Origin of the sequence: Cohnella mopanensis, assembly GCF_022352055.1 — a bacterium.
In the GTDB taxonomy this organism is placed as follows: Bacteria; Bacillota; Bacilli; order Paenibacillales; family Paenibacillaceae; genus Cohnella; species Cohnella mopanensis.
In genome coordinates this window covers 46,609-59,290 of the sequence record NZ_JAKRWM010000008.1, presented here as the reverse complement: position 1 = coordinate 59,290, position 12,682 = coordinate 46,609, and the positions used below count along the sequence as shown (strand labels likewise).

13 protein-coding genes and 1 pseudogene are annotated in these 12,682 nt (G+C 45.9%); 10 read left to right on the top strand and 4 right to left on the bottom strand.

Going from position 1 to position 12,682, the window contains the following annotated elements:
* Nucleotides 1–21: 21 nt before the first annotated feature.
* The 3 genes and pseudogenes from L3D05_RS13195 to L3D05_RS13185 form a co-directional block, all read right to left on the bottom strand.
* Nucleotides 22–360, bottom strand: coding sequence for a hypothetical protein (locus tag L3D05_RS13195; RefSeq protein ID WP_239616522.1), 339 nt, complete (start codon nt 358–360; stop codon nt 22–24).
* A 294-nt stretch (nt 361–654) separates the two neighbouring features.
* A pseudogene (locus L3D05_RS13190) lies at nt 655–801 on the bottom strand (cation diffusion facilitator family transporter); the annotation flags it as partial.
* A 215-nt stretch (nt 802–1,016) separates the two neighbouring features.
* Complete coding sequence (locus L3D05_RS13185) at nt 1,017–1,652, bottom strand: C40 family peptidase (protein ID WP_239616521.1); 636 nt, start codon at nt 1,650–1,652, stop codon at nt 1,017–1,019.
* A 277-nt stretch (nt 1,653–1,929) separates the two neighbouring features.
* Here L3D05_RS13185 and L3D05_RS13180 point away from each other — a divergent pair, with 277 nt between their 5' ends.
* The 10 genes from L3D05_RS13180 (at nt 1,930) to L3D05_RS13135 (ending at nt 11,752) form a co-directional block, all read left to right on the top strand.
* Complete coding sequence (locus L3D05_RS13180; RefSeq protein ID WP_239616520.1) at nt 1,930–2,583, top strand: phosphatase PAP2 family protein; 654 nt, start codon at nt 1,930–1,932, stop codon at nt 2,581–2,583.
* Nucleotides 2,584–2,685: 102 nt separating this feature from the next.
* Nucleotides 2,686–3,144, top strand: coding sequence for a PepSY domain-containing protein (locus tag L3D05_RS13175; RefSeq protein ID WP_239616519.1), 459 nt, complete (start codon nt 2,686–2,688; stop codon nt 3,142–3,144).
* A gap of 124 nt (nt 3,145–3,268) precedes the next feature.
* On the top strand, nt 3,269–3,967 hold the full coding sequence (locus tag L3D05_RS13170) for a response regulator transcription factor (protein WP_239616518.1): 699 nt from the start codon (nt 3,269–3,271) through the stop codon (nt 3,965–3,967).
* Entirely contained in the window at nt 3,964–5,316 is a 1,353-nt protein-coding gene (locus L3D05_RS13165) for a sensor histidine kinase (protein ID WP_239616517.1), read from the top strand. Before L3D05_RS13170 ends, L3D05_RS13165 begins: the two co-directional genes overlap by 4 nt.
* A 111-nt stretch (nt 5,317–5,427) precedes the next feature.
* Nucleotides 5,428–7,083, top strand: a complete 1,656-nt coding sequence (gene nikA / locus L3D05_RS13160; RefSeq protein WP_239616516.1) for a nickel ABC transporter substrate-binding protein — start codon at nt 5,428–5,430, stop codon at nt 7,081–7,083.
* A gap of 16 nt (nt 7,084–7,099) precedes the next feature.
* The gene (gene nikB / locus L3D05_RS13155) at nt 7,100–8,050 is read left to right on the top strand and encodes a nickel ABC transporter permease (RefSeq protein WP_239616515.1); all 951 of its coding nucleotides are present in this window, start codon (nt 7,100–7,102) and stop codon (nt 8,048–8,050) included.
* Between the two features lie 3 nt (nt 8,051–8,053).
* Nucleotides 8,054–8,923 (top strand): ABC transporter permease, encoded by an 870-nt coding sequence (locus L3D05_RS13150; RefSeq protein ID WP_369417973.1) that lies wholly within the window; start codon nt 8,054–8,056, stop codon nt 8,921–8,923.
* 10 nt (nt 8,924–8,933) lie between these two features.
* Nucleotides 8,934–9,740: an ABC transporter ATP-binding protein gene (locus L3D05_RS13145; RefSeq protein WP_239616514.1), complete on the top strand. Its 807-nt coding sequence runs from the start codon at nt 8,934–8,936 to the stop codon at nt 9,738–9,740.
* A 33-nt stretch (nt 9,741–9,773) separates the two neighbouring features.
* The gene (gene cntE / locus L3D05_RS13140; RefSeq protein WP_239616513.1) at nt 9,774–10,964 is read left to right on the top strand and encodes a staphylopine family metallophore export MFS transporter CntE; all 1,191 of its coding nucleotides are present in this window, start codon (nt 9,774–9,776) and stop codon (nt 10,962–10,964) included.
* Nucleotides 10,961–11,752: an ABC transporter ATP-binding protein gene (locus L3D05_RS13135; RefSeq protein WP_239616512.1), complete on the top strand. Its 792-nt coding sequence runs from the start codon at nt 10,961–10,963 to the stop codon at nt 11,750–11,752. Before cntE ends, L3D05_RS13135 begins: the two co-directional genes overlap by 4 nt.
* 27 nt (nt 11,753–11,779) lie before the next feature.
* On the opposite strand, the gene L3D05_RS13130 is transcribed toward L3D05_RS13135, so the two are convergent.
* Complete coding sequence (locus L3D05_RS13130) at nt 11,780–12,658, bottom strand: LysR family transcriptional regulator (protein ID WP_239616511.1); 879 nt, start codon at nt 12,656–12,658, stop codon at nt 11,780–11,782.
* Nucleotides 12,659–12,682: the final 24 nt, after the last annotated feature.

Sequence of the window (12,682 nt, the reverse complement as noted above, 5' to 3'; positions counted from 1 at the left end):
CGTCGCCAGGGCCTTTCATGATCAAATAAATCGCAGCGTTTTGACGATTTTCGGGATATCGTCGTTCACCATTCGTTTAAGCAGGCGTATCGGTTTTCCGTACTTTTTGTAATCATAGTCATTGCCCGTTTTATCGAGAAAATCGCTAGGAAGCTCTTCCGGTACCGTATAAGCATAAATTCTTCCGTTGCGCTCGGCTAGGAAGATAACGGGGGAGTCCTCGTATAATTTAAGCCACTGCTTTCGGGTCATCCGGTATACAAGTACGGTTAACGCTTCTTCATACAATTTTCCTTTGTATTTGAATAGGAAGAACGCGCCGTATTCCGCATCTTGCAGTTTGGTTCTTCCGCGAATCACGGTGTAGAACTTCCACAAGCGGGGAAGCCGAAGGCTGAATCCATACTTCTGATCGCGGTATAGGTAAAAGCTCGGTCGTTTCAAGACGGCTGAAGATGAAATTTTATCGGCTATCGGAATTCTTTTTGTAATAGGAGTCACTCCTTTCACCATGAATGTTAAAGAATAATATAATCAATAATATATTCATACAACCAAGCAAGTGATTGCGCAGTTGCCTTCCTGTATGCGGATGAGTGGTCTGAAAAAAAACGAGCAGCTCCATCATTGGAGACCGCTCGTCTGTTATTGACATTAATTTATCCTGTTCCCAACAGGCACCCAATCTTGCACCCCGTTGTCTTCCACAATGCCTAATGTAACGTCCGTAATGTCAGGGTCATTCATTAAGCGGTCACGGATTCTGAACTTGATATCGTCCGCATCGGCTAACGTTAAACCAGGAGACGCCGATTAACCTGACCATGTTGTCATATCCGACATAGCCGCGACTCCTGAAGAAGTATTGCCTTTATTAAGAAGATGTAGAAATCCGTTCTGATGTCCATCTGGGTCCATTCTGCAAGTATCCTAAGTATTGTTACAAGTGCTGATGTTACCGATCTGCCCCATTGAAAAACCACATTTGACGTAAAGTCAAATGTGGTTTTTCTATGTTAATGCTCGCCTTCTTGATTATCGTCGTGCGACGGACGGGTCGCAGTAGGATGTTTTACCGGTTGTTTGCCCGGTTGCGAGTTCGGATTCGAAACTGTACTCGGCGGAGTGACTACGATAGATTGTCCATTGGATGGGAGTACTCTACGCGCTGTCACGTAAGTCCGGTCCCATGTGCTGCCGGCGAATTTCGAGATCGTTACGCCGATGCCGACTCTATACGTGTGCAGGAGCTGTCCGTTACCGATATAGATGCTTACGTGGTTGATAACTCCGTCCCGATTCGTATCCGAGAATATCAAGTCTCCCGGTTGCAATTGATCTCTAGGTACGAATGTACCTACATTGGCTTGCTGTCTGGATGAACGGGGGATGCTAATCCCGTTCTGTTTAAATACGTATTGCGTGAACGAAGAACAGTCGAACGAGCTAGTTTTATTCGATTTGGCTCCGAATTGATAAGGTACTCCTAAAAATTGTTTGCCTGTCGCAATCACGTTGTCTGCGGTAGAAGAAGATGCAGCATAGGCCGAATGCGTATTCGTGAACATTGTCCCTGCAGATAAAGCGATAGAAAGACTTAACGTGGCACCGATTAACCATTTTCCTAAACGGTTTTTAGGATTTGTAGTCATAGTGTCCTCCCTTGAATGCGTTAGTTGTGTAGGGTGTTGATCACCTGAAACAACCTTAACACAACATTTTTTGCCGGGATTTACTAGTTCAATCTGTAACGCTTGTCCCCCAATGCCCTTGCGCCGATTATGATATTAGGATGAGAAACTCATCATGGGACTCTTATTGACGTTACCCTATATTCGGTGTGAATAGAGAATGCATGATCAATGGTATTCTTATTGCGGAGGGGGGGTACAATGGAATTGATCAACTATCTGGTTCAAGGAGTTGCGAATGCACTTGAAAAGCGTTTTTGCCAAATCCTTTCTCATAAGCTTCGTTTGCGCGATCGGATTCGCGATTATCGCCATATTAATTGGCGAGTCTAATATTTCTTCGTTCGATAACAAATGGACTACTCTCATACAAGGAATGGAAAACGCTACTCTAACGACTATAATGAAGTTTTTAACCTTTATAGGACAAGGTCTTTCCATAACGGTCATTTCGATAATGATCATGATCGTGTTATATGCTGTATTACGATATCGCTGGGAATTGTTCTTCTTTATTGGGGTTGTTGTAGGTTCCTCTTTGTTAAATGTAGTATTGAAGACGGTATTTCATCGGTCACGTCCAACTTTGCATCGAATTGTGGATGCGAACGGATATAGTTTTCCGAGCGGTCACTCCATGGCAGCCTTTACCCTCTATGGCGTCTTGTGTTTTCTGTTGTGGAAGCATGCTCGAACTTCGCTTGCGAGAACTCTTCTTATCGTTAGCGGTTCGATTATGATTGCAGCTATCGGTGTAAGCCGTATTTATTTGGGAGTCCATTATCCAAGCGACGTTATAGGAGGGTATTTGGCGAGCGGTACATGGTTAGCCGTGTCTATTGGGATTTACCAACGGATGCTTGAGAAACGAAGTGCCACATCAAGCGACTAAAATTTTAATTTTCATCGAATTCTAATCTTATTCACCTAGTAATCTCAGGGCCCAGATCTACAATGGGGACTGTAATCAAACCAACACTAGGAGGAATTAACGATGAACAAAAAATTAATGGTCGGTGCTCTTGCCGTTGCGCTCGTTGGTGGAGGAATTGCGGGGGCATCGTTACTGCCTTCTACGAATGCAGCTACTCCGGTAATTGCTGACGCGACTGATTCCGTTCAGCAGGATCATGATCAACAAGATAACGACGTCGAAGTGAACGATGACGGAGCGCAAGGCGAACAAGACAATGACCAAGAAATGGACGGCGTCCAAGGCGAACAAGACAACGACCAAGAAGTGAACGATGACGGAGCGCAAGCGCCCGTAATCAGTAAGCAACAGATCATCGATATTGCCGTTAAAAAAACTCCTGGGAACGTGACTAGCGTTCAGCTTGAGACAGAGGATGGCGTAACCGCGTATGCCGTAACGATCAAAGATGCGGCTGGAATCATACATGAGCTTACAATCGACGCGACAACGGGCAAGATCATGCCAGAAAACGACTAACCATCATTTTATTATGGCCTAAGCTTAAGCTTGGGCTTTTTTTGGAATTTAAAATCCAAATATCACAACCGTTTTATTTAAGCTGCCTTAACTCATAATAACCAAGAGAAGGGGGATTTTACCGTTGTCCATCGATGTACTGATTGTAGAGGACGAGAATAAAATTGCTCGGCTGCTCGAATTGGAGCTGACCCATGAAGGGTATTCCGTGTCGCTAGCCGATAATGGGAGAGACGGGCTTGAGAAAGCGCTAAAAGAAGAGTGGGGGCTCATCATATTAGATATCATGCTTCCAGAGTTAAATGGCATTGAAGTATTAAGAAGACTGAGGAAGATCGACACCCAAACTCCGGTTATTGTATTGACGGCGAGAAATACAACTCCAGATAAGATATCGGGGCTCGATCAAGGCGCGAATGATTATATGACTAAGCCATTTGAAATCGAAGAGTTACTGGCCAGAATGAGAGCCGCCTTGCGTAACCGACCTGTTGATTCATCGATCAAGACAGCTTCAAGGGAACTACAAATTAGTAATCTCACCGTAAACAAGGTATCAAGAGAGATAATCAGGGGAGGAAAAAGGATAGTACTCACTCCCAAAGAATATGATCTATTCTTGTTCCTATTGGAGAATCAAAATCAAGTGATGAGCAGGGAACAGATTATCAACCATGTCTGGGGCTTCGATTTTGTTGGTGATACGAATGTAGTCGATGTCTATATCCGGTATATCCGGAAGAAAATCGATCATGATTTCGATGCCCATATCATTCACACGATACGAGGGGTAGGTTACTCCGTAAGGGAGATGGACAGTTGAAGCTACGAACTAAATTCACGATACTGACATCCGCGCTTGTTATTTTAATCTTATTAAGCGTGGATGTTGTCGTTTACATGCTATTTATCCATATCGCAACCCGCAATGAAATCGATTTACTACGGAATAAATCCGAGCAAATCATTGAGAAAATTGGTCCTCGATCCATTTTGTCCACAGGGCAGGAAAATCAACTGCAGAGCTATCTTCCCGAAGATTCGATAATCAGGATTTATAGTCCCGACTTGAAAGTCGTCCAGATTTACCAAGAGGAACAGGATATCGATCTTAACCAGATTCATTTTACGTCCATGAACGGTTCCGAATTGCTCGATATCGAAGGTCAGAAATTATTAGTCGTTAGAGTGCCCATACAAGCGGATGACAAAGTCATCGGCGTATTTGAAATTGTCGAGAAAATGGAATCGCTCAAAACGACAACGGACCTGCTGATCATGATTCTACTCTTCTCAACAGGTGGAGCTGTCATTCTGGTCGTCCTCGGAGCGTCATTACTATCCAGAACCTTGTTAAAACCGATATCGGACAGTATCCTAACGATGCGGGAAATTGAAAGCAGCCTTGTATTCAAAAAAATTCCATTTCGACGTCAATCGAATGATGAGCTCTTCCTTATGACGGAAACCTTTAATCGGATGATGGAACGATTAGAGGAAAGCTTTCTTAAGCAGCAGCAGTTCGTCTCGGATGCCTCTCATGAACTAAATACAACGATAACCATAATTGAAGGATATGCGAATATGCTTCGTCGATGGGGCATTACGGATAAGCAAATCCAGATAGAATCAATCGATGCGATATACGAGGAATCCAAGCAAATGAGGAAAATGACGAGGCAATTGCTCGATCTGGCATCTTCTCAGCAGAACAACAGTCTGAACATTGAGAAATTCGATTTAGTGGCATGTTGTAAGCAGGTCGCTTCGATCGTAAAGAAGCTACACACTCAGAGAATCATCATCCACTCCAAACATAGGGAAATATGGATTAACGCAGATCTAACCAAGATTAAGCAGCTTCTTCTCATACTAATAGATAATGCCTTGAAATACAGTAAGCGTGAAATTGAAATTCATTTGAAAACAGAATCGACGAATGTTGAGATCAGGGTACAAGATTACGGAATCGGTATCGAACTAGAGGAGATCTCGAATGTATTCGAGCGCTTCTATCGCGTGGACTCCTCTAGACATCGCAAGACCGGAGGAACAGGTTTAGGACTACCGATAGCTAAATCGATCGTTAATGAACATAACGGAAAAATCTGGATCGAGAGCGAAGTGGGGATAGGTACTGAAGTCATCGTACAATTAAATAACCAAATATAGCTTGTTTTATTTCTCCAAATGTAATATTCTTGGATTCATATTGATGTTGATAATCATTATCAATATTAAAAGAAGAATCCGTAAAGGATCGACAACGAGGAGAGTAAATCAGTGTTAAGAACTGGCACCCCTAAGTATTCTTTCATTTTTATCGTACTTATTTTTACAATTATTCTCGCAGGCTGCAACTCCAAGACAAACGAAAGCAGCCCGTCCGCAAGCGTATCCGCTAGCTCGAGTGCCTCTGAATCAGCAAATGCAGTAGCCGATAAAACGTTGACGCTCTCCTGGCCCAAAGATATCGGTCCGTTAAACCCGCACCAATATACCCCTAATGAATTTTTCGCCCAAGGGATGTACTATGAGCCGTTAATCGACTACGGTGAAGGCGGAAAACTCATTCCGAAATTAGCCGAGTCTTGGGACATCTCGGAAGACGGCAAAGAATACACATTCCATTTGCGTCAGAACGTGAAGTTCTCGGATGGCTCGGATTTTGATTCCGCGGTCGTGCAGAAAAATTTCGATACGATTCTTGCGAACCGCGACATGCACAGTTGGTTGGGCGTCATAGCCCAAATCGAGAAAACGGAAGCGATAGACGCCCACACTTTCAAAATTACTTTGAAGAACCGTTATTATCCCGCTCTTCAAGAGTTTGCTGTCGTTCGTCCGTTACGCTTCCTAGGTGCCGCGGGCTTCCCGGATGACGGCAACACGGCTAATGAAATCAAAAGTCCCATAACGACCGGGCCTTGGGTTCTCACGGAGTATACGAAAGATCAGCAAGCCGTATTCACTCGTAACGATAACTATTGGGGTACGAAACCGAAGATCAATAAACTTGTTGTTAAAGTCATTCCGGATGCGGAAGCCAGGGTGCTCGCTTTGGAAAAAGGCGATATCGATCTGATCTGGGGCGAAGGGGTAATTAGTCTGGATTCCTTCGTAAGTCTTAAGGATTCCGGTAAATTCGAAACCGCGATTTCCGATCCAGTTGCAAGCCGCGCTCTTATCGTGAACAGCTCCAAAGGACCTTTCGCCGATCTAAACGTTCGCCTCGCTCTGCAACATGCGGTGAACAAGCAAGCATTGGTCGAAGGCGTTACGAATAACGTCGAAAAAATGGCGGATACGATTATTTCGAGCAACTTCCCGTATGCGAATATCGGCCTGAAGCCTTATGATTATAATTTGGAAACCGCAAAATCTTTGCTGGATCAAGCTGGATGGACGCTTCCGGAAGGAAAGTCCGTTCGTGAGAAAGACGGAAAACCGCTTGAAATCGAATTGGTATACATGGGACCGGATCAGATTGAGAAGCCGATGGCAGCCGCCATTCAATCCGATTTGAAACAAATCGGAGTTTCGTTGAAAACGACCGGGGTCGAGAGAGAGCTTCGCAATAAGCGTATGGAAACCGCGGATTTCGATCTCTTGTTCTGGGGAACCTATGGCGCACCTTACGATCCGCATAATTTCGTATCGACCAACTACGAGCCAGGATACGGTATTTATGAATCGCAACAAGGCTTAGCGATGAAGGACGAACTTCATCAACAGATGAAAGATGTGTTATTAACGGTTGACGAGCAAGAGCGCCAGAAGCTGTACACGTCCATCTTTACTATCTTGCATGAGCAAGCCGTGTACCTGCCGATCTCGTATTTGACGAATATCGCGGTTTATCCGAACTATGTGAAAGAATTCAAATTCCCGGCTCACCGCGACGAAACGCCGTTCGACACGATTGACATCCAAAAATAATAAAGGTGTTTTTTCAATGAGATGGCTTGCCTATGTTTTGAATAGACTTGCGATGATGGTCCCCGTAATTGTGGGGGCCTCATTCGTTTGTTTTTTGCTTTTAAGAGCATCGCCCGTAGATCCCGCAAAAGCTTATTTGTCCGTCTCCAATATCGTGCCGACGGAGCAAGCCATTGCGGCGGTTCGAGCGGAACTGGGACTAGATAGGTCCTTTTGGTCGCAATACGGGCATTGGCTTTGGCAATTAATCCACTTTGACTTCGGAATCTCGTTTTTTAGCAAGTTACCTGTGGCGAAGGAACTCGCGGCGAGGCTACCGATTACCGCAACGTTGGCCGTTAGTAGTTTATTCATCGCGTTCGTCATCAGCATTCCCCTCGGGATTGCTTCCGCCTTGCGCAAAAACCGAATCATAGACCATATTTCACGAATTCTCGCTTTTCTCGGGGCATCGATACCTCAATTTTGGCTCGCTTACTTACTCCTATACTTTTTATCGGTTAAGCTCGATTGGTTTCCGTTGCAAGGCGCCGATACATGGATTCATTACGTGCTCCCGTCTTTCACTTTGGCATTCGCTCTCATCGCGACCTACTCTCGATTGCTAAGGGCGGGGCTTCTCGAAAGCATGGAAGAACCTTTCGTGTTGTATGCCCGGGCGAGAGGCTTAAGCACGTATAAAATAATCATCCACCATGTGCTACGTCATGCGATAAAACCAGTCATTACGGCTGCAGGCATGAATTTGGGGAAACTGTTCGCGGGTGCGGTTATCGTGGAGCAAATTTTCTCGATGCCGGGCATGGGCGGATTTTTCCTAGAATCCGTCTATCATCGGGATTATCCCGTCATTCAAAGCTATGTGTTAATTATGGCCATCGCATTCGTCGTCGGGAATTTGGCCGCGGACGTGATTCAAGCTTACTTAGATCCGCGATTAACGCAAAAGACGAATAAGGGGGAATAGCGATTGGAAGGCATAAGACGTATCGGTTGGACCGTTAGCCAGCATAAGGTATTGTCCATTTGCATGGTGTTGATCTCGATCATTGTGTTGTCCGGGCTTCTTGCTCCTTTGATTGCTCCGAATGATCCTAACTTCGTCGATCTCATGCATAAGCTGGAGGGGCCTTCAAAGCAATTTCCGCTAGGGACTGATCAATTGGGACGTTGTTTGCTGTCCCGGTTACTGTACGGAACGCGAGTTTCTTTAAGCTTGGCTTTGTTGATCGTGACTTCGTGTTTAGTTATCGGAACGATTATCGGTTGTTTCGCAGGTTACATAGGCGGAAAAGTAGATGGTCTCGTCATGAGAATATGCGATGCCATACTCGCGATTCCTTCGCTGATCCTGGCCATCAGTCTCATTGCCATCTGGGGTGCCGGATGGAAGCAGATGGCCGTTGCTTTAATTATTGTACAATCCGTGTACTACGCGCGATTTATCCGAGGCTTGGTCAAAAATATTAAACAGCAAACCTATATTACCGCAGCCAAAATTGCCGGAACGTCAACCTTACGGTTAATGACGCGACATATCATTCCCAACTTATTGCCGCCGCTGTTCATCGTAGTTACGCTTGAGATCGGCTGGGTGATCATGGACATCTCGGCTCTATCGTTTATCGGACTTGGCGTACAATCCCCAACGCCGGAGTGGGGAGCCATGATCAATGAAGGCAAATCATTTTTGCGTAGCCATCCTAGGTTGATGATCGTGCCGGGCGTTATGATTTTCTGCATGGTGGCGATTCTTAATTTACTCGGCGAAGCCTTGAGCGAAAGAAAAGGGCTTTCCAGATTGTTGCCGAAATGGGCTAAGGAAGCAAAGGGAAGTTAGGTGAATGCTAATGAACAACCCCGTAGTTCTTCAAGTCAATGAACTCAGCATCCGAGTTCAGGGTGCGGAAGAGGAAAAGACTGAAGTCGTTCAGAACGTTTCGTTTCAGATCCGATCAGGTCAAGTTCTCGGCGTCGTAGGGGAGAGCGGAAGCGGCAAATCGATGACTTGCATGTCTATCTTGGGACTACTTCCTCCAACTGCGAAGATGACGAGAGGGAACATCGTACTCAATGATAGATCGTTAACCGCTCTGACGCCCCGTCAATTAAGAGGAATCCGCGGCCGAGAAATTTCATTGGTGCTGCAAAATCCGATGACGGCTTTCAATCCCGTTGTCACGATCGGCAAGCAGTTCATAGAGACGCTGCGTGCCCATCAGCCGATGGGCATGAAAGTAGCTAAAAGACTAGCGATCGATGCTTTGGGGAAGATGACTCTTCAAGATCCGGAGAAAGTCATGCAACAATATCCGTTCGAACTCAGCGGAGGGATGTTGCAGAGGGTTATGATCGCGCTATCGCTTTCTTTGAACCCGTCTCTTCTAATCGCCGACGAGCCGACGACTGCGCTTGATCCCGTGAACAAAAACAATGTCATCGAGATGATTAGAGCAATTAAGAAACAAGGCAAAACGGCTATCTTGCTCGTTTCCCACGATTTAGACGTGATCGGTGCATTAGCGGATGTAGTGGCGGTAATGAAGGAGGGGCGGATCGTCGAAATCGCTCCAGTAGATGAATTGTTCATTCGACCTAAGCACGAATATACGAAGCTATTATTGGATGCCAGACTGTTCGCTCGCAATTGGAATTAGCAGGCAGCTGAACGAATAGGAGTCGACCTCAAATTGAATACTGCAGTGAAAGAAAATCCTTTTTCGAATAAAGCCGTATGGCTGTACGTCGTTGCCCTTATTTTCTACGGGACGAATCATATGCTCATTATTGCTCTTCCGTTCTTCTCGCAAGCTCTAGGCGCGGGTAAGTCGGAGATCGGTATTATCATGGGTTCTTATATGTTCGTATCTATGTTTCTGCGACCCTTCGCCGGGTCTGTAGTGGACCGTTTCGGACCTAGAAAAATTTTCATGGTAGCTCTGGTCTTAAACGCCATCGTTCTTGCTTCCTATACGATGGAGCATCTATGGGCATTTGCCGTCATGAGGGCCATACAGGGAGCGATTATGGCTTTTTTCTCGATGACCGTTCACTTGCTTATTATGGATCTTCTGTCCGATAAAGCGAGGGGGCAAGGAGTGTCCTTATTATCGCTGGCATCTATGCTGCCTTATACATTCGTTCCGGCATTCGTATTGTACATGAAAGACCAAGTGTCCATGACCCAACTGTTGCTTATGTTCGCGGCTCTAGGAATTTGCAACATTTTATTCGGAAGTCGATTGTACAGTAAAATCAAAGATCATGCGCCGAAAGAGAAAAAAACGCAGCATATTTCCGATCTGGACGGGATTAAGAAGCGTTCTATGAAAGCGATCCTCGTCCCATCTGTCGTGATGCTGCTTGCCTCTATCGTTTTCTGCGTGGCGCCGACTTTCTTGCCGTTGTATCTCGACAGTCTGGGGCATGATTCAGCTCCATTATATTTCCTGACGGAGACGGCCGTCCTAATTTTTATCCGTTTCTTCGGGCGTAAACATATCCCCTCGAGCGGGGCTTTCCCCAAGTGGCTGATCGTCATCCTAATCGGTTGTTTCACGATATCGCCTTTACTTCTTACCCTGTCTCTTACTACGCCGATACTACTCTTATCTGCCGTATTTAATGGGTTGGCGTTATCCCTGTTATATCCGACGTTAACGACCTATGTTTCCTTTGTCGTCCCTGAGAGCGTTAGGGGGTATTCAATAGGCTGGTTCATTGCCGCCGCGGATCTAGGTACCTCGTCGGGCGCTTTCATCATGGGATGGGTTGCGGATACTTATTCCTATTCGGACATGTTAGGCGTAGCTGGCATGATCGGCGCGATTACTTTCTTATTGACCATACTCTATCGCGGTAGAAAGACGGTGGTATCGTGAGTTTGTTAGTCGTGGATCACGTTACTAAAAAGTACGGGACTTCTAGTTGGTTCCACCGTAACAAACCTGCGAAATCGGCGTTGAGCGACGTCTCATTCACCGTTGAGCCAGGCACATGCATGGGAATACTGGGAGAAAGCGGGGCGGGGAAGAGCACATTAGGTAAAATCATTCTTGGACTGCTCCCTCCCGACAGCGGTAGCGTCCGCTTCGAAGGGGTAGACTTGTACCGATCCGACCGTCATACCCGCAAAAAAATTCGCCGTAATCTTCAGGTAGTATTCCAAGATTGTTATTCCGCGGTCAATCCTCGGATGACGGTCAGACAAATTATTGCCGAGCCGCTCAGGAACTTCGAGCGACTGTCCGCGCAACAAGAACGAAGCATTATCGTGGAATTACTCGAAACGGTGGGACTTGCGGCCGAACATTTGGACAAAAATCCGAGGCAGATGAGCGGAGGACAACTTCAACGTGTCAACATCGCCCGGGCGATCGCCCTTAACCCTAAGCTAATCGTGCTCGACGAGCCGCTCAGCAGCCTGGACATGATCGTACAGAAACAAATTCTTCAGCATTTGAATGAACTGAAGGATTCAAAAGGGTTATCCTATTTGTTTATTTCCCATGACGTAATGGCAGTGAATAATCTGTCTGATCGCGTCGCTGTTCTGGATAAAGGGATGATCGTTGAGTCAATGGAGGCGAACGCGATGTTCGAATGTTCTCATCCCTCATCGCAACGTATCATCCATGCGATTCATGAAGCCAATCGATTAGGCCCATGAAGGCAGTCTTTGATGTGAAGTAAAGGTTTATTGAGCCAATTCGATAAACCGGCGAGCCGCGCTAGTAAGCGGCATGTTCCGCATCGTCATTATTCCGACTTGAGAGGGGGGTAGCGGTACGTCTAATTGAATTTCGAATAGCGAACCCTCTTCCAATTCCTTCGATACAAATTCCCTCGTTACGTAAGAGATACCGAGGCCTCTCCGCGCAAATTCGATGAGTAAATCGACGCTGCCTACCTCTATTTCAGGTTTGAGCGTATAGCCGTAGCTTTGGAAGATTTCCGTAATCGCCATTCGCGCGCGACTATTCCGGGAAAACAGGATGACGGGGTATTCCATCAGCATATCGAGCGTTAAAACCATATTCTTAAGCTCTGTATATTGGGCACCCGCCACAAAGCAATCCTGCAGTTGGAAACTTTCTCTCACTTCAAGTTGGGAATCGACGATCGGCATGCGAACAACGCCCAAATCGATTCTGCCTTCTTTTAAGAATGCGATAACTTCAGGTGTCGTTCCGTGATTCAAATGAAGCTTGATAGAAGGATGTTTCTTATGAAAGTCTTCGAGATAAGGAAGCAAATAATGCTTAAACAGCGAATCGCTTCCGCCGATCCGCAATTCGCCGCTATCCAAATTTTTGAGCGCGGCCATTTTCTCTTCGGCCATCGTGATTAAGATTTGAGATTGCTCGATGTAGGAATACAGAATGGTGCCTTCCTGCGTCAGCTCGACGCCCTTGGAATTCCTGTAAAATAAAGTGAGGCCGAAGCTGTCTTCAAGCTGTTTGATGGCATGGCTGACGCTTGGTTGGGTGAGATAGAGCGCCTTGGCAGCTTGGGTCAAGCTTCCCGTTTTCGCTGCCCAGTAGAAAACTTTGTACAATTCGTAGTTGTTGATCATAGACGTGGTCTATAGCTCCTGTTA